General features: G+C 69.6%; 15 protein-coding genes and 1 tRNA gene. 9 read left to right on the top strand and 7 right to left on the bottom strand.

Going from position 1 to position 16,467, the window contains the following annotated elements:
• The first annotated feature begins 121 nt into the window (after positions 1-121).
• Genes ABTW65_RS03380 through ABTW65_RS03370 form a run of 3 tightly spaced genes read left to right on the top strand, consistent with a single transcriptional unit; the run spans position 122 to position 3,260 of the window.
• A complete protein-coding gene (locus ABTW65_RS03380) occupies positions 122-1,378 on the top strand; it encodes a glycosyltransferase family 4 protein (protein ID WP_350658490.1) in 1,257 nt (418 codons plus the stop codon).
• 3 nt (positions 1,379-1,381) lie between these two features.
• A complete protein-coding gene (locus ABTW65_RS03375) occupies positions 1,382-2,149 on the top strand; it encodes a class I SAM-dependent methyltransferase (RefSeq protein WP_350658487.1) in 768 nt (255 codons plus the stop codon).
• 7 nt (positions 2,150-2,156) lie between these two features.
• Positions 2,157-3,260 carry a prenyltransferase gene (locus tag ABTW65_RS03370; RefSeq protein ID WP_350658484.1) on the top strand — a complete coding sequence of 368 codons (1,104 nt, stop codon included), beginning with the start codon at positions 2,157-2,159 and terminating at the stop codon, positions 3,258-3,260.
• A gap of 27 nt (positions 3,261-3,287) precedes the next feature.
• Here the strand turns inward: ABTW65_RS03370 and ABTW65_RS03365 are convergent, their stop codons facing one another.
• Complete coding sequence (locus ABTW65_RS03365) at positions 3,288-3,926, bottom strand: class I SAM-dependent methyltransferase (RefSeq protein WP_350658483.1); 639 nt, start codon at positions 3,924-3,926, stop codon at positions 3,288-3,290.
• A 75-nt stretch (positions 3,927-4,001) separates the two neighbouring features.
• On the opposite strand from ABTW65_RS03365, the gene ABTW65_RS03360 reads away from it, so the two are divergent.
• Entirely contained in the window at positions 4,002-4,574 is a 573-nt protein-coding gene (locus ABTW65_RS03360; protein WP_350658481.1) for a 2'-5' RNA ligase family protein, read from the top strand.
• Here the strand turns inward: ABTW65_RS03360 and ABTW65_RS03355 are convergent.
• From ABTW65_RS03355 to ABTW65_RS03345, 3 genes are all read right to left on the bottom strand, one after another.
• Positions 4,538-5,416 carry a DnaJ domain-containing protein gene (locus ABTW65_RS03355; protein ID WP_350658479.1) on the bottom strand — a complete coding sequence of 293 codons (879 nt, stop codon included), beginning with the start codon at positions 5,414-5,416 and terminating at the stop codon, positions 4,538-4,540. The two genes, ABTW65_RS03360 and ABTW65_RS03355, sit on opposite strands and share 37 nt — an antisense overlap.
• A gap of 165 nt (positions 5,417-5,581) precedes the next feature.
• Positions 5,582-5,657: transfer RNA gene (locus ABTW65_RS03350), tRNA-Gly, on the bottom strand.
• Between the two features lie 57 nt (positions 5,658-5,714).
• Complete coding sequence (locus tag ABTW65_RS03345; protein ID WP_350658477.1) at positions 5,715-6,809, bottom strand: coiled-coil domain-containing protein; 1,095 nt, start codon at positions 6,807-6,809, stop codon at positions 5,715-5,717.
• Positions 6,810-6,910: 101 nt separating this feature from the next.
• Between ABTW65_RS03345 and ABTW65_RS03340 the strand changes: the two genes are divergently transcribed.
• From ABTW65_RS03340 to ABTW65_RS03330, 3 genes are all read left to right on the top strand, one after another.
• Positions 6,911-7,873 carry a tyrosine-type recombinase/integrase gene (locus tag ABTW65_RS03340; protein ID WP_350658476.1) on the top strand — a complete coding sequence of 321 codons (963 nt, stop codon included), beginning with the start codon at positions 6,911-6,913 and terminating at the stop codon, positions 7,871-7,873.
• A gap of 116 nt (positions 7,874-7,989) precedes the next feature.
• The gene (locus ABTW65_RS03335; protein ID WP_350658474.1) at positions 7,990-9,573 is read left to right on the top strand and encodes a GMC family oxidoreductase; all 1,584 of its coding nucleotides are present in this window, start codon (positions 7,990-7,992) and stop codon (positions 9,571-9,573) included.
• 53 nt (positions 9,574-9,626) lie between these two features.
• A complete protein-coding gene (locus ABTW65_RS03330) occupies positions 9,627-11,237 on the top strand; it encodes an AMP-binding protein (RefSeq protein ID WP_350658472.1) in 1,611 nt (536 codons plus the stop codon).
• Between the two features lie 12 nt (positions 11,238-11,249).
• Here ABTW65_RS03330 and ABTW65_RS03325 read toward each other — a convergent pair whose 3' ends face one another.
• The 3 genes from ABTW65_RS03325 to ABTW65_RS03315 are packed head-to-tail and all read right to left on the bottom strand — an operon-like array spanning position 11,250 to position 13,234.
• Positions 11,250-12,023, bottom strand: coding sequence for an anti-sigma factor family protein (locus ABTW65_RS03325; RefSeq protein ID WP_350658470.1), 774 nt, complete (start codon positions 12,021-12,023; stop codon positions 11,250-11,252).
• Positions 12,020-12,523: a sigma-70 family RNA polymerase sigma factor gene (locus tag ABTW65_RS03320; protein WP_350658468.1), complete on the bottom strand. Its 504-nt coding sequence runs from the start codon at positions 12,521-12,523 to the stop codon at positions 12,020-12,022. Before ABTW65_RS03320 ends, ABTW65_RS03325 begins: the two co-directional genes overlap by 4 nt.
• Before the next feature lie 39 nt (positions 12,524-12,562).
• A complete protein-coding gene (locus ABTW65_RS03315; protein WP_350658467.1) occupies positions 12,563-13,234 on the bottom strand; it encodes a YceI family protein in 672 nt (223 codons plus the stop codon).
• Positions 13,235-13,525: 291 nt separating this feature from the next.
• On the opposite strand from ABTW65_RS03315, the gene ABTW65_RS03310 reads away from it, so the two are divergent.
• Complete coding sequence (locus tag ABTW65_RS03310; protein WP_350658466.1) at positions 13,526-15,184, top strand: glycosyl hydrolase family 28-related protein; 1,659 nt, start codon at positions 13,526-13,528, stop codon at positions 15,182-15,184.
• Positions 15,185-15,265: 81 nt separating this feature from the next.
• Positions 15,266-16,450: an acyl-CoA dehydrogenase family protein gene (locus ABTW65_RS03305; RefSeq protein WP_350658465.1), complete on the top strand. Its 1,185-nt coding sequence runs from the start codon at positions 15,266-15,268 to the stop codon at positions 16,448-16,450.
• Positions 16,451-16,467: the final 17 nt, after the last annotated feature.

Below are 16,467 nucleotides of genomic sequence, written 5' to 3'. Positions count from 1 at the left end.
CCTAGACGCCACGCCCGACACCGTCTGTGGAAGCGCCTGCATTAGAGTGACTCGCGCTGGCTACCTGCTAGTATAGAACACGTTCTAGTTTTGCTCTGCCTAGGTTTGAGGGAGGTGGCGGATGCGGATCGCTCTGCTGTCGTATCGCAGCAAGCCGCACGTCGGCGGTCAAGGCGTCTATATCCGCCATCTGAGTCGGGAGCTAGCCAAGCTCGGGCACACCGTTGAGGTCTTCTCCGGTCAGCCCTATCCCGATCTCGACCTCGTAGGGGAGGGCGTCACCCTCACCAAGGTGCCGAGCCTGGGCCTCTACGAGGAGCCGAACCCGTTCGGCAACCCGAAGCTCTCCGAGCTGCGCGACCTGGTCGACGTCGAGGAGTGGGCCCGGATGCGTACCGGTGCCTTTCCCGAGCCGCTGACCTTCGCCAAGCGCGTCCTGAAGGTGCTGAAGGAGCGGAAGGACGACTTCGACATCGTCCACGACAACCAGACGCTGGCCACGCCGCTGCTGAGCATCGAGCGCGAGGTCGGCCTGCCGCTGGTGACCACGATCCACCACCCGATCTCCTTCGACCGGCGCATCGAGCTGGACAGCGCGGTGGGCTGGAAGAAGAAGTTCGGCGTCTGGCGCTGGTACTCGTTCGTGAAGATGCAGGCGAAGGTCGCCTCGCAGCTGCGGCACGTGATCACGCCCTCGGACAACTCCAAGCGCGACATACTCACCGACTTCGGCGTCCCGTCCGACCGGGTTCAGACCGTGCATCTCGGCGTACCGGAGGAGTTCGTCCCGCCGACCGGACCTCGCATCCCGGGGCGGATCCTGGCCATGGCCAGTGCCGATGCCCCGCTGAAGGGCATCGCCTTCCTGCTCGAGGCCTTCGCCAAGCTGCGTACCGAACGTGACCTGGAGCTGGTCCTGGTCTCCAAGCCCAAGAAGGGCGGTCCGACCGAGCAGCTCATCGAGAAGCTCGCGATCAAGGACCACGTACGTTTCGTCAACGGCATCTCCGATGCCGAGCTCGTCGAGCTGATGGGCTCCGCGGAGATCGCCTGCGTGCCCTCGCTCTACGAGGGGTTCTCGCTGCCGACCGCCGAGCTGATGGCGTGCGGCACCCCGCTCGTCGTCTCTCGCGCCGGCGCGATCCCCGAGGTCGTCGGCCCCGACGACCTGTGCGCGAAGCAGGTCACGCCGGGCGAGACCGAGGAGCTCGAGCAGGCCATCGCGGCGCTGCTCGACGACCCCGAGCGCCGGGCCCGCTACTCGGCCGCCGGGCGCGCCCGGGTCGAGGAGCACTTCTCCTGGCACGCCGTCGCCGAGCGGATGACGGCCCTCTATCAGCAGTCCATCGACGAGTTCACCACAGACGAGAGGAAGTGAGCCGTGCTCACCGTTGACTTCGACCGCCTTGGCCTTAAGCCCGGAGAGCGCGTGCTCGACATGGGTGCCGGCGGTGGCCGGCACGCCTTCGAGATGTACCGCCGCGGCGCCGACGTGATCGCGTTCGACCAGGATGCCGAGGAGCTGGCCAAGGTCAGCGACTGGTTCTTCGCGATGCGTGACGAGGTTCCCGAGGGCGCGAACGCGGAGGTCAAGGAGGGCGACGCCCTGTCGCTGCCCTTCGGTGACGGCGAGTTCGACCGGATCGTGGCGGCCGAGGTGCTCGAGCACATCCACCGCGACGTCGACGCGATCAAGGAGCTCGTCCGGGTGCTGCGTCCCGGTGGCACCCTGGCCATCTCGGTGCCGCGCTGGCTGCCCGAGGTCGTCAACTGGAAGCTCTCCGAGGACTACCACAACACCCCCGGCGGCCACATCCGCATCTACACCGACCACGAGCTCATCGACAAGGTCACCAAGGCCGGCCGGCCCAACGACGGCACCCCTGGTGAGGCGATGATCTTCGAGGGCAAGTCCTACGCCCACGGCCTGCACGCGCCCTACTGGTGGCTGAAGTCGGCCGTCGGCGTCGACAACGACAAGCACGTCCTGGTGAAGGCGTACCACCAGGTACTGGTCTGGGAGATCATGAAGAACCCGCTGCCGCTGCGCCTCGCCGGGAAGGTCCTGGACCCGATGATCGGCAAGAGCATGGTCCTCTACTTCCGCAAGCCGGGTCCTGTCGCCTCCGACCCCACCTCGGCCGCCTGATTCGCGGATGAGAGTCGAGATCCCGTACGTCGACGGGGTGCTGACCCCTGCCCAGATCGTCGCCACGGCCGGGTCGATCGCCCGCGTCCAGGAGGCGTCGGGCGCGATCCCGTGGGTCCCCGGTCAGCACACCGACATCTGGAACCACGTCGAGGCGGCCATGGGTCTGCTCGTCGGTGGCCTGGTGGAGGAGGCCGAGGCCGCGTACGACTGGATCCCGTCGCTGCAGAACAGCGACGGGTCCTGGCCGATGAAGATCGTCTCAGGCTCGGCGGTGGAGACGATCGGCGAGTCCAACATGTCGGCCTACTTCGCCGTCGGGCTCTGGCACCACTGGCTGATCCGTCGCGACCGGGCGTTCGTGGAGCGGCTGTGGCCCTCTGTGCGCGCCGGGCTCGACTTCGTGGTCGGGCTGCAGCTGCCCTTCGGCGGGATCGCCTGGACCCCGCGGGACCCGTTCGCCCTGCTCACCGGCTCGTCCTCGATCTACCAGTCGCTGCGCGCCGGGGTCGCCCTGGCCGACCTGATGGACGACCCGCAGCCGGAGTGGGAGATCGTCGGCGGCCGGCTCGGTCATGCGCTGCGCCACCACCGCGACTCGTTCGAGGACAAGTCGCACCACTCGATGGACTGGTACTACCCGGTCCTCGGCGGCGCCGTCGTCGGTGCCGACGGCCACGACCTGATCGAGTCGCGCTGGGACCACTTCGTACGCCCCGGCCTCGGCGCCCTTTGCGTCGACACCAACCCCTGGGTGACCGGCGCGGAGACGTGTGAGCTCGTGATGGCCCTCGACAACCTCGGCGACCACCGCCGCGGGCTCCGGCTGCTGACCGAGATGCAGCACATGCGTGCCGACGACGGCGGCTACTGGACCGGCTGGGTCTACGAGTCGCCCGACTACCCCAACCCGAACCCCAACGCCTACTGGCCCGAGGAGCACTCCACCTTCACCGCCGCCGCCGTCATCCTGGCCGCGGACGCGCTGGGGGAGCGCTACGGCGGGTCCACCCCCGGCTCCGGCATCATGCGCGGCACCTCCCTCGCCGCTCCGTTCGAGGAGCTGGCGCTGGAGTGTGGGTGCGAGACGTCTTCGGCTGGAATACCCTGATCGATGTGACTCCTGTGGCGCCTGGGATCAGGTGAGCCGGCGCAGGACCCGCAGCGACCCGACGGCGTCGATCTCCTCGAACTGCTTGGAGGCGAGCGCGGGGAGGTAGATCTCCTCGTACGGCGGCCGTCCGCCCTCGGCCGGGTCCGGGAAGACGTCGTGGACCAGCAGCAGACCACCGGGCATCACCTTCGGTGCCCAGCCGCGGTAGTCCAGCTGCGCGGGCTCGACGCCGTGGCCACCGTCGATGAACAGCAGCGAGACCGGCGTGGTCCACCACCGGCTCACGGTCGTCGAGGCGCCGATCATGGCGACGACCTCGTCCTCCAGGCCGGCCTGCTCGATCGTGCGCCGGAAGGTCGGCAGTGTGTCCAGCCGCCCGGTGCGCTCGTCGACCAGGGTCGTGTCGTGGTGCTCCCAGCCCGCCTGGTTCTCCTCGCTGCCGTGGTGGTGGTCGACGGTGAACACCGTGCCACCGGTCAGCTTCGCCGCGGCGCCGAGATAGACCGACGACTTCCCGCAGTAGGTCCCGATCTCGACGGCCGGCCCGTGCGGCATGCGCTCCACGGCGTACTCGAACAGCGCCGTGCCCTCCTCGGGAGGCATGAACCCCGTCGCGTCGAGGGCGTGCTTGAGCAGTTCGGCGGGCATCTCAGGCGTAGACACCCGGGCACCCTAGCCGAGTGACGAGCAGCCCGCGTCGAGTGGTCATCGACCAGGCGTGCCCGCGAGAATCCGGCCATGAGCACATCCTCCGCCGGGCACGCGGTCCTCGTCGTCCCGGTGCCCGCGCTGGAGACGTACGTCCTGGAGCGGACGCGCCACTACGACGACTCGTTCGTCTCGGCGGACCCGGCGTTCGTGCACGCGCACATCACGCTGCTCGCGCCGTTTCTGGCCGCACCCACGACGGACGATCTGGAACGGGTCGGGAAGATCGCGGCCGCGGCAATTGCCTTCGACTTCGTGCTGGACGACGTACGCCTCTTCGCCGGCGGCACGATCTATCTGCACCCTGATCCTGCGGAGCCGTTCGCGGCGCTGACCGCCGAGCTGAGTGCGGCGTTTCCGCAGTGCCCGCCCTATGACGGCCTCTTCGAACCGGTGCCGCACCTGACCGTCGACCACATCGCCGGGGGAGTGGACCTCGGCTCGACACGTACGTCCCTGGCGCCGTTCCTCCCGGCGCGATGTCACGCGGACCGGGTCAGCCTGCAGTGGTACGCGAACCACGGCTGTCGCACCATCGCCGAGTGGCCGCTGGGCGGAGTCCCGCGTCAGGGGCCAGGTGCGGACATCGCCTGCATCACGTAGCCGACGGCGACCAGCATCGTCAGGCTGCTGATGGCGATACCGGCGACCGCGGCCCAACGGCCGCGACGCTTGTCGTCGGCGGTGCGGGCCAGGCCGATGATGCCGAGGATGAAGCCGAGCGGGCCACACATCAGCACGCTGGCGAGCAGCGACGCGACCGAGACCGCGTCGAGCGGCACGGAATAGAGCGACCAGGCGTTGGCCGGCTTGTCTGCCGACGGCGCGGTCTGCTGCTGCGGGGCAGCCGGCTGCGGAGCCACCGGCTGAGGGTTCGGGGGCTGTGGGGCGGCGGGCTGGGCCTTCACCGTCTGCTGGCTGGCGGGCTGGGCCGGAGGCGGCTCCGTCACCGTGCGAGGAGGCTTCGGCACCGGGGGTCGCTGTCGCGAGGCCATCGCGGCATTCGCCGCTCGAGCCTGCCGCGTGGCCTGGCGCAGCCGGCTGGCCGACGGGCGTACCCGAGCGGGTGGTGTCACCGGAGCCGGTGAGCTGCTGCCGGGCGCCGGGGCGGGACGCGGAGTCGCGGCGCCCCACTCTGCTCGCCAGCGGCGGTCGCGGCTGAGCGGCGGAGTAGGAGAAGCAGAAGCCTTCCCCGCGGCCCCCGAGGCAGCGGCCTTACGGCGGCGCCGGGCGAGCTCCTCGTCGAGGGTGGCCCTGGCGACCGGGTCGAGCAGCACGTCGCGCGCCCGGTTGATGCGCATCATCAGCTCGCCGTCGGCAGCACGGCCGCCGCGGTCGGGGTGGAACTGCTTCGCGAGCTCGCGATGGCGAGCTCGGACGGCCGCGTCGTCCGCGTCCGGAGCGATCTCCAGCACGGCATAGGCGTCGATGAACTTACCGCTCACTCAACGCCCCCCACGCACAGTCCTTCGGTTGTCGGCCTCGCCCCCGGGCTCATCCACACCTGGCGCATAAATCCCAGAGCAATGAAATCCTAGAGCAGTTGCGGCGAGATGCTGGTTTCGCCACGGGAAATTGATCGAGGGCCGCCCGAACGGGCGGCCCTCGAGTGGAGCGGACGACGAGGCTCGAACTCGCGACCTCAACCTTGGCAAGGTTGCGCTCTACCAACTGAGCTACGTCCGCTTGCGAGAAGAACAGTAGCGGATGTGGTCCGTTCAGCTCCAACTGGGGTCCCGCGTGTCACGCACCCTCTTCCGGCACATCGGGGGAGGACGTACGCCGCTCGATCTGCTCCATCAGCTGCGCGACCTGGGCCCGGTGTGCGGCCCGCAGATCCTCGAGCCGCTCGCTCGCATGAGCGCGCTCGCGGTCCAGCTCGGCGCGGGTGGCATCGCGATCCGCCTTCGCCGCTGCCTCGCTCCCGCGGAGGTCTGCCACCTGGTCCCGCAGGGCGTCGATCTGCTCGCGGGCGGCGTCGCGCTGCGTACGCAGGCCGGAGATCGTCGCCTCCGCACTTGCCGCCGCCTTCTCGCCGGCCTTCTTCTCCGCGATCAGCTGCTCCTGCAGCCGCGCCATCGCCTTCTCGGCATGGTCGGCGCGCGCGGTCTCACTGCGCCTCCGCTGCACGGCCGAGGCGTGCTCGGCCTGCAGCTTCTCGAGCTTCTCGGCCAGGGCTTCGCGCGCGGCGGTCGTCTCCTCGAGACTCTTCTCGAGCTCCGTGATCGTCGCGGAGGCAGTCTTCGCCGCGGCAGCCGCGTCGAACTCTGCTCGCTCCCGCGCCGCCTGCGCGGCCTGACGGGACTCCTCCGCTGCAGTCGTGGCGGACAGCGCCTCCCGCAGGATCTCGGCCGATCGCTCCGACTCCTCCAACGCCTCCGCCGCGGCAGCATCTGCCTCGTCGCGCTCCGCCTCGGCCGTACGCTGCGCCTGCTCGGCGCGCACGGCACGAGCGCTCGCGGCGGCGATCTGCTCCTGTGCCTCGCTCTGCACGGTGGCGATCTGCGCCTCGGCAGCGGTCAGGTCGCCGAGCGTACGCAGCTCCTCCAGCGCCTTCGGGAGCTGATCGAGGAACCTGTCGGCGAGCTGGGTCAGCTGAGTGGTGATCTCCGCGGCCCGCTGCTGGGCTGCCTGCACCGGTCGCGCGGTCTCCTCGGGATCCCGTGTCTCCACGAGCCTCTGCAGGCGCTTGCGTTCGCGCCAGGCTGCGGCTCGGTTGTGGGAGGGATCGTCGCAGTACTCCGGCGGCCGGCCGCTTCCGCTCTCCGAGGCCGCCGCGGGCAGCGGACAGCCGGGGAAGCGGCAGAGCTTCTCGTCGACAACAATCGTTTCCGTCATTACGTCAGCATAGCGTGACGAAAGACGTAACGAATACGTTATGTCGTCCAAATGGGATCCCGACAAGACACACAACATAACCGGCATTATGATGTGTGCTTGTGAGCGCGATCGAGCACCGTCCGCAGACCCCCACCACTGACCTCTCCGTGACGGAATCCGTCAGAGAGCTGCTCCTCGAAAACTTGGGGGAGCTGCCCGAGGAGAAGAGGGCCGAAGCGCTCGCCAGAAGGTTCCTGCTCTCGTACGCAGGACACACCCGAGCTGCGTACGGACGAGACCTCGCCGACTGGTTCGGCTGGTGCGCCGCGCTGGAGATCGACCCGCTCGCCGCCAACCGGGCGATGGTCGACGGCTACGCCCGCCATCTGGAAACACGGCGGAGCCCGGCGACGATCGCCCGACGGCTTTCCGCGATCGCCGGCTTCTACCGCTACGGCGTCGCGGAAGACGTCCTCACCGCTTCACCGGCCGAGCACATCAAGCGCCCCAAGACCAGCAATGACTCCCAGACCCTGGGCATGGACAGGGGAGAGGCACGCGCCTTCCTCGCCGCCGCGCGGGAGCACTCCAGCCGCGCCGCCGCGCTGGTGACCCTCCTGCTCCACGACGGTCTGCGCATCTCCGAGGCCCTGGGCGCCGACGTGAGCGACCTCAGCCACTCCCGCGGTCACCGCATCCTCACAATCACCCGTAAGGGCGGCGCCCGGCGCGACGTCGTTCTCAATCCGGCGACGTCACAGGCGCTCGACGCCTACCTCGACGCCCGCGCCGACGGCCCGGTCTTCATCACCGGCACCGGCAACCGCTGGCACCGCTCCGAGGCCTTCCGACTCATCCGCAGGATCGGCGCCTCGGCCGGCATCGAGCACGGCGACAAGCTCTCCCCGCACAGCCTCCGCCACACCTTCGTCACCCTGGCCCGCGAGGCCGGCGTACCTCTCGAGGACGTCCAGGACGCCGCCGGCCACGCCGACCCCCGCACCACCCGGCGCTACGACCGCGGCCGCCACAACCTCGACCGCCACCCCGCCTACGCCCTGGGCGCCTTCCTCGCCGACTGAGAGCTGGTCGGTGGGCGAAGACCGACCCGCGGCGTACTGACGCATCCTCTCCCCAACCCCGCCTCCACGGCGGTAATCTTCCGGAAGCCCGTCATCGTTGACGAAGGAGATCCGGTATGAGCCAGGAACTGACCAGCGACTACGTGGTGGTGGGGGCCGGATCGTCAGGTGCCGTGCTCGCGGCACGCCTCAGCGAGGACCCGAGCGTCCAGGTGACGCTGCTCGAGGCGGGGCCGCGCGACAAGAGCATGAACATTCACATCCCGGCGGCGTTCTCGAAGCTCTTCCAGTCCGAGCACGACTGGGACTACTCCACCGAGCCACAGCCGGCGCTCGGCGGCCGGCGGATCTACTGGCCGCGCGGCCGGATGCTCGGCGGCTCGTCCTCGATGAACGCGATGATGTGGGTCAAGGGCCTCCAGGCCGACTACGAGGAGTGGGGCGCGGCCGCCGGACCCGAGTGGGGTTGGGATGTCGTCAAGAAGACGTACGCGAAGCTCGAGGACGTCGAGGACGCCACCGCGCTCGACGGCACCGGTGGTCCGGTCCGCGTCGAGCGGCAACGGAGCCCCCGTCCTTACACCGAGTCCTTCCTCCAGGCCGCCGAGCAGGCCGGCTACCGGCGCGGGCGGGCCAACGGCCCCAACCCCGAGGCGTACGTCGAGACCATGGTCACCCAGCGCCGAGGCGCCCGCTGGAGCACCGCCGCGGCCTACCTCAAGCCCGCCGCCAGGCGCGCCAACCTGAACGTGGTGACCGGCGCCCTGGTGTCGCGGGTGACCTTCGACAGCACTCGCGCGACCGGTGTCGAGGCCGTCGTCGACGGCCAGCAGACCACGATCACCGCCCGGCGCGAGGTGATCCTCTCCGGCGGCGCGATCAACACCCCGCAGCTGCTGATGCTCTCCGGGATCGGACCGGCGGCCCAGCTGAATGGCCTCGGCATCGATGTCGTCCGTGATGCGAAGGAGGTGGGGGAGAACCTCACCGACCACCTCGTCGCCGGTATCGGCTGGGAGGTCGAGCAGGGCTCGCTAGCGACCGCGGAGTCGGCGCGTCACCTGCTCAACTACCTGCTGCGCAGGCGCGGGATGCTCACCTCCAACGTCGGCGAGGCGTACGGCTTCATCCGCTCGCGCCCCGATCTGGACGCGCCCGACATCGAGATGATCTTCGCTCCCGTTGGCTTCTTCGACGAGGGTCTGATTCCGTTCGTGGGGGAGGCGGTCGTCGCCGGTCCGATCCTCGTCGACCCGGCCAGCCGCGGCAGCGTCACGCTCACCTCCACGGACCCGGCCGCCAAGCCGATCATCGACCCCCGCTACCTCTCCGACCCCGAGGGCAGGGACCGCGCGGCCATCGTCGAAGGTGTCCGGGTGACGCTGGAGATCGCCTCGCAGCCCGCACTCAAGCCGTTCCTCGGCAAGTTCCTGCGCCCCGACGTACCGGTGGACTCGTCCGCGGAGGAGGTCGCCGACGCGCTCCTGGCACGTCACGCGCACACGCTCTACCACCCGACCGGCACCTGCCGGATGGGCACGGACGAGGCCAGCGTGGTCGACCCCCGGCTGCGCGTACGCGGCGTCGAGGGCCTCCGCGTCGCCGACGCCTCGATCATGCCCAGGATCGTGCGCGGCCACACCAACGCGCCCGCGATCCTGATCGGCGAGCGCGCCGCGGAGCTCATCACCAGCGACTGACACCCCGCAGCAGACCCTTGGAACCCGCCCGTGACTCAGGTCACACTGGGCTCATGACGGATGCCTACGCTGCCGGAGAGACCACGACCCCGCTGCTGGAGGAGACGATCGGCGCGAGCTTCGATCGCACCGTCGCCAGATTCGGTGACCGGGAGGCGTTGGTCGAGGTTGCCTCCGGCAGAAGGTGGACGTACGCCGAGATGAGCCGCGACGTCGACGCGCTCGCCGTCGGGCTTCGCAAGGCCGGGATCGGAAAAGGCGACCGGGTCGGCATCTGGGCGCCCAACTGTGCGGAGTGGACCCTGACCCAGGTGGCGACCGAGAAGATCGGCGCGATCCTGGTCAACATCAACCCGGCGTATCGCACCCACGAGCTCGCGTACGCCCTGACCCAGTCGGGCATCAAGCTGCTTGTCTCCGCGCCCGAGTTCAAGACCTCCGACTATCGCTCGATGGTGGCCGACGTCCGCGGCGACTGCCCCGACCTCGAGCAGACCGTTTTCATCGGCGACCCGGAGTGGACCGCGCTCCTCGAAGCCGGCGCCGGGGAGAAGCTGAGCGACCACGTCGACGACGAGCTGAGGCCCGAGGACCCGATCAACATCCAGTACACCTCGGGCACCACCGGCTACCCCAAGGGCGCGACCCTGAGCCACCGCAACATCCTCAACAACGGCTACTTCACCACCGAGACGATCGGGTTCACCGAGAACGACCGGCTGGCGATCCCGGTGCCCTTCTACCACTGCTTCGGGATGGTGATGGGCAACCTCGGCTGCATCACTCACGGCGCCACGATGGTGATCCCGGGCCAGGCCTTCGACCCGGCGGCCACCCTGAAGGCGGTCCAGGACGAGCGCTGCACAGGCGTCTACGGCGTACCCACGATGTTCATCGCGATGCAGAGCCACCCCGACTTCCCCAGCTTCGACCTCAGCACGCTGCGCACCGGGATCATGGCGGGCAGCCCGTGCCCGGTCGAGGTGATGAAGCGGTGTGTCAACGAGATGCACATGAGCGAGGTCTCGATCGCCTATGGGATGACCGAGACCTCGCCCGTCTCGACCCAGACCCGGATGGATGACGACCTCGAGCACCGCACCGCCACCGTCGGCCGGGTGCACCCGCACGTCGAGGTACGCGTCGTCGACCCGACCTCGGGTGTCGTTCTTCCCCGGGGCGAGGCGGGTGAGTTCCAGACCCGCGGCTACTCGGTGATGCTCGGCTACTGGGCCGACGAGGAGAAGACCAGGGCGGCGATCGACGAGGAGGGCTGGATGCACACCGGCGACCTCGCCGTGATGAACCCCGACGGCTACTGCAGCATCGTCGGCCGCATCAAGGACATGGTGATCCGTGGCGGCGAGAACATCTACCCCCGCGAGATCGAGGAGTTCCTCTACACCCACCCCGACATCGAGGACGTCCAGGTCATCGGCGTCCCCGACGAGACGTACGGTGAGGAGCTCTGCGCCTGGGTCCGCCTGCGCCCCGGCGCCGAGCGGGTGACGGCCGAGACCCTGAGGGCGTACGCCACCGGCAAGCTCGCCCACTACAAGATCCCGCGCTACGTCCTGGTCGTCGAGGAGTTCCCGATGACGGTGACCGGCAAGGTCCGCAAGGTCGAGATGCGGGAGAAGACCGTCTCCAAGCTCGGACTCTAGAGACTCAGAGCTTCAGGTCAGCGAAGCCGCTGCGACCGCGGTGTCCTCGCCGACGAGGGTGATCTCGACCCGCTCGACATCGGCGATCGGCACCGCCGAGGAGGCGTCCAGACCGAGCGTCTCCCCACCCGACCAGGTCCACGACCCGGCGACGGTGCGCGCGCCGTCGCGGCCGACCAGCACCAGGTCGTACGTCACCGGCTCAACCGGATAGTCGGACGGTCCCGGCGGGCTCTTTCCGGGCTCGGGCGGGTAGTGGCAGCTCCACTTGAGCTTGGTGCCCCAGGACGTCGGGGTGACGACGAGCTGGGCCCACATGTCGACGCTTCCCACTGGCCGCAGGTCGACGGTGCGTACGTTCACGCCGGCAGAGCCCGACGGGGACGGCGTGGCGGAGGGGGCCGCGATCGGCTGCTGGTTGCCGTCACGACCGAGCGCCAGGCCGCCGATCGCCGTGCCGCCGGCGAGGAGGACGACGGCGGCCGCGACCGCGAACGCCCGGCGGCGCAGCCGCGAGCGGCGTACGGCCCCGGCCAGCTCTGCCAGCGGCGGCGTCGCGACCTCAACGGCAGGCTCCTCGAGGAGCTCCTCGGCTTCCTCGCGCGACAGCGCGCCGAGCAGCCCGGGCATCCCGGCGAGCTCGGCGACGGCGTCGTGGCAGATGCTGCAGCTGGTCAGGTGCCGCTCGTACGCCCTCCGGTCGCTCGGGCTCAGCGCCCCGAGCACGTAGGACGCGTCCCAGTCGGCATACGTCTCGTGTGCGGAGGCGTCCAGGTCGTCGTTCATGAGGTGACCCCCTTCTCTTGCAGGGCGAGACGCAGAGCTCGCAGACCGTAGTGCAGCCGGGACTTGACCGTGCCGGGCGGGATGTCGAGCTCACGGGCGAGCTCGGCGACCGACCGGCTGCCGTAGTAGGCGCCCACCACCACCGCGCGGTGATCGGGGGAGAGGGCGAGCAGCGCATCCGCGACGACCCAGGAGTCGAGCACCGCCTGGGTCTCGTCCGCCCAAGTCGCCTCGGGCGGCGACTCGGCGGCGTACTCCCGTTTCCGGCGTGCGCTGCGCAGGTCGTCGATGACGAGGTTGCGGGCGGTGGTGAACAGCCAGGCGCGTACGCCCTCGTCGGGCCGCTGCAGCACCTCCGGGTGACGCCAGGCGCGCAGCAGCGTCTCCTGCACCACGTCACGCGCCTCCTCGGCGTCACCGGTGCGGCGTACGACGTAGCGGTAGAGCGCCTCCGAGTGGGCGTCGTGCACCGCTACGAGCAGCTCGTCCTCCGCACCCATGTCACCTCCCGCATGCCCCAAGGATCCCAGAGTCCCGGATCAGCCCTTGGCCAGGTCGAGCGAGAACTCGACGCTGCCGGTGTCCTCGACGCTCACGAAGCCCAAGTTCGGCGCCTCGACGCCGAAGTCCGCGAACGTGATCGGCACGCTGCCGACGACCTGGAGCGCGTCGGTGCCGTCGCCGCCGACCTCGGCGTCGACGGTCACCGACTTCGTCTCGCCGTGCACGGTGAGGTCACCGACCAGCTTGACCTCGGTCGCACCCTCCTCGAGGGCGGCGGGCTCGGTCAGCTCGAAGGTGGCGGTGGGGAACTGGTCGGCCTCGATCGCGTTCTCGCGGAAGTAGCCGTCGCGGTTGCCGGAGTCGGTGGCGATCGTGGCCACCTTCACCTCGATGCTCGCCTCGGTGACCTCGTTCTCGGCGATGGTGACCTGGCCGGTCACGTCCTCGGTGCGGCCGGTGACGGTGACGTCCTCGCCCCGGAGCACCTCGTCGAGGCGGTAGCCGGCGTAGGAACCGTCCGAGACCGTCCAGGTCCCGCTGCTGTCGGCGCCGTCCGCGGGCGCTGCCGACGCGCTGAGGCTGGGCTCGTCCGCGACCGACTCCTCGGCCCGGTCCGCGTACCAACCGGGCCCGAAGATCGCCGCGACGCCTCCGACCACGATCACTGCCGCACCGACCCCGACTGCTGCTTTCGTACGTGTCCGCACGCCGTTTCCTCTCGCCTGGAGGCTGACCCGATGCCGGCCTTCACCCCTACTACGGAGCGGTGGGGTGAACGGTTCAAACGATCCGCGAAACTCATCGGAACGCGTAGGACGCTGCAATCCAGGTCCGGGTATCGATCCATGCCCAAGTGGAACTCATGCTCGTCAGAGCCGGTATTGGGCCCACTCCGGCCGGACAAGGCCGTTGCGTGAGGTACGTCACAGTCATAGCCTCCGACCGTCCGATCCCAGGCACCACGATGCCGGTGTCGATACTCCTGAGAGGCGCCCCCCATGCCCCACCTCGACCGCCGCAATCTGCTCGCCCTCAGTGGACTCGCGGCCGGCGCCGCACTTGTGCCGGCCACCGCGGCCCAGGCAGCAACGCGCGGCTCGACCGCGATGTCTACGTCGGGCGGCGCCGCACTGTGGCAGGAGTACCTCGCCGCCCCCGACACCCACCCGCAGATCCCCAATGTCTCCTACGCCGGCTACGGCCGCGGGGACCGATCGATCCCGCGACCGAGGGTGGTCGCCAACGTCATGCAGTGCGGCGCGCGCGGCGACGGCCGTGCCGACGATACCGACGCTCTCCGGCGGGCCGTCATGGCCGCGGGGGCGGCAGGCGGGGGCGTCGTGCTCCTTCCGCCAGGCACCTACCGCACCACCGGAATGATCCCTGTGCACGACTCCGGGGTGGTCATCCGCGGCGAGAGCCCGGAGGAGACCGTCATCTACTGCGAGAACTCGCTCGACGACGGCTACATGCTCAACCGCCGCGGCTGGATGAGCCAGTGGAGCTGGATGGGCGGTCAGATCTGGTTCGTGCCACGTCGCCGGCTGGCGTCGCTGCGCGAGGCGGGCTTCGTCGGCAACGAGGCCTGGATGGACAACGAGACGCTGACCACGCTCGCGCCGGCGGCCCGCGGCGACCGCGAGCTACGGGTCACCGACGCCACCGGATTGCGCGCAGGCGACACCGTGCTGCTGACTCTGCGCAATCTGCCCGACAACAGCCTGCTGAAGCACCTGTGCGGTGACATCTCCGGGGCCGACGACTACGACTGGGAGACCAAGGCCCGACGGTTGCGTCCCGAGATCAGCGACTGGACCGGCGCCCCCAACTTCGAGCACTACCGCTGGCCCGTCCAGGTGACCGCCGTCTATGACGGCCGCATCACCCTGGCACAGCCGCTGCGTGTGGAGCTGCGCCCTGAGTGGGAACCGACGCTGACCACCTTGGGCCCGGTGATCCGCAACGCCGGCATCGAGAGCCTGACCATGCGGATGCGGGAGATCCCCACGCCCCAGCACAGCGTCGAGCCCGGCTTCAACGGGCCCTGCTTCCAGTCGGCCATCGACTGCTGGGCGCGCGACGTGCACGTCGAGCACGCCGACAACGCCTTCGGGCTCGTCGGCACCAAGAACGTCTCCATCCTGGGCGCCCGCGTCTCTGGGCGCCGAGGTCACCACCCCTTCATGTGCCGTGTGCAGTCCCACGACAATCTCGTCGCCGACTTCGAGATCGCCGGGCCCACCCAGCACGGACTCAACGTCGAGGGATTGTCCTCCGGCAACGTGTGGGCCGGCGGCACCATGGCCCACGGCACCCTCGACTCGCACAAGCTCATCCCCACCGACGCGGTGCGCACCGCGATCAGAGTCAACAACGACGGAAACACAGGCGGAGCCGGCGACGCAGGCCCCAACTGGGGAGCCCGCTTCACCCACTGGAACATCGAGGTGACCAACGGCCGCTCGCACGGCATCAGGATCGAGGAGAACTCGCCGCACAGTGCCGTGGTGGGTGTCACCGGCACCACCGAACCGACCAACCACGCTCGCGACTTCTCCGGGCCGCTCGGCTCGGTCACCGAATCCCTCGACGCGACGGTGCTGCCGAAGAACCTGTACCTGGCCCAGCTCCGCCACCGGCGGCGTACAGAAGGCTGACCCTACGGCGATCGAGTCGATCGCGTTCGCCTGACGGGTGACACAATCGGCAGCGCCCCGATCGAACCAAGGAGACTCCCCATGCCCCAGACCCCGCTCGAGCTCTTCGGCACCGAGGCCCTCATCGGCGATGAGGACCGCGCGATCCGCGACACGGTGAGATCCTTCGCGGAGAAGGAGATCAAGCCGCACCTCGCCGACTGGTTCGAGGCCGGCGAGGTCCCGGTCCGCGAGCTCGCTCCCGAGCTCGGCAAGCTGGGCGTCCTCGGGATGCACCTGGAGGGCTACGGCTGCGCGGGCACCTCGGCGACGGCGTACGGGCTGGCCTGCCTGGAGCTCGAGGCGGCCGACTCCGGGATCCGCTCGCTGGTCTCCGTGCAGGGTTCGCTGGCGATGTTCGCGATCTGGAAGTGGGGGAGCGAGGAGCAGAAGCAGGAGTGGCTGCCGCGGATGGCGGCCGGCGAGGCGATCGGCTGCTTCGGGCTCACCGAGCCCGACTTCGGCTCCAACCCGGCCGGGATGCGGACCCGGGCGCGCCGCGACGCCTCGGGCGACTGGATCCTGAACGGCACCAAGATGTGGATCACCAACGCCCCGGTCGCCGACGTCGCGGTCGTCTGGGCCCAGACCGACGAGGCCCCCGACGGCAAGGGCATCCGCGGCTTCGTTGTCCCCACCGACACCCCGGGCTTCTCCGCGCCGGTGATCAAGCAGAAGCTGTCCCTGCGTGCCTCGGCCACCGGTGAGATCGTCCTCGACGACGTACGCCTCCCGGAATCTGCCGCGTTCCCCGAGGTCAGGGGCCTGAAAGGCCCGCTGTCCTGCCTCAACGAGGCCCGCTTCGGCATCGTCTTCGGCGCCGTCGGCGCGGCCCGCGACTGCCTCGAGTCCGCCATCGCGTACGCCGCCTCCCGCGAGATCTACGACAAGCCCCTCGCCGGCTTCCAGATCACCCAGACCAAGCTCGCCGACATGACGCTCGAGCTCGGCAAGGCGATGCTCCTCGCGCTCCACCTGGGCCGCCTGAAGGACGAGGGCACCCTCCGCTCCGAGCAGATCTCCCTCGGCAAGCTCAACAACGTCCGCGAGGCCATCGCCATCGCCCGCGAGTGCCGCACCATCCTCGCCGCCGCCGGGGTCACGTTGGTGTATCCGATCCTCCGCCACGCCAACAACCTCGAGTCGGTCCTCACCTACGAGGGCACCAGCGAGGTCCACCAGCTCATCATCGGCCAGGCGCTGACGGGGGAGTCCGCCTTCCGCTGAGACGCCAGCCCACACCA

This window comes from Nocardioides sp. NPDC127503, from assembly GCF_040302165.1.
In the GTDB taxonomy this organism is placed as follows: Bacteria; Actinomycetota; Actinomycetes; order Propionibacteriales; family Nocardioidaceae; genus Nocardioides.
The sequence above is the reverse complement of the archived record's forward strand: the minus strand, read 5'-3'. Positions and strand labels throughout refer to the sequence as shown.

What these genes read in the sequence shown, in the direction of transcription:
- ABTW65_RS03325 (WP_350658470.1), bottom strand. Translation starts at nt 12,023, where the DNA reads ATGAACGACGACCTGGACGCCTCCGCACACGAGACGTATGCCGACTGG.
- ABTW65_RS03330 (WP_350658472.1), top strand. Translation starts at nt 9,627, where the DNA reads ATGACGGATGCCTACGCTGCCGGAGAGACCACGACCCCGCTGCTGGAG.
- ABTW65_RS03360 (WP_350658481.1), top strand. Translation starts at nt 4,002, where the DNA reads ATGAGCACATCCTCCGCCGGGCACGCGGTCCTCGTCGTCCCGGTGCCC.
- ABTW65_RS03335 (WP_350658474.1), top strand. Translation starts at nt 7,990, where the DNA reads ATGAGCCAGGAACTGACCAGCGACTACGTGGTGGTGGGGGCCGGATCG.
- ABTW65_RS03320 (WP_350658468.1), bottom strand. Translation starts at nt 12,523, where the DNA reads ATGGGTGCGGAGGACGAGCTGCTCGTAGCGGTGCACGACGCCCACTCG.
- ABTW65_RS03345 (WP_350658477.1), bottom strand. Translation starts at nt 6,809, where the DNA reads ATGACGGAAACGATTGTTGTCGACGAGAAGCTCTGCCGCTTCCCCGGC.
- ABTW65_RS03305 (WP_350658465.1), top strand. Translation starts at nt 15,266, where the DNA reads ATGCCCCAGACCCCGCTCGAGCTCTTCGGCACCGAGGCCCTCATCGGC.
- ABTW65_RS03370 (WP_350658484.1), top strand. Translation starts at nt 2,157, where the DNA reads ATGAGAGTCGAGATCCCGTACGTCGACGGGGTGCTGACCCCTGCCCAG.
- ABTW65_RS03380 (WP_350658490.1), top strand. Translation starts at nt 122, where the DNA reads ATGCGGATCGCTCTGCTGTCGTATCGCAGCAAGCCGCACGTCGGCGGT.
- ABTW65_RS03310 (WP_350658466.1), top strand. Translation starts at nt 13,526, where the DNA reads ATGCCCCACCTCGACCGCCGCAATCTGCTCGCCCTCAGTGGACTCGCG.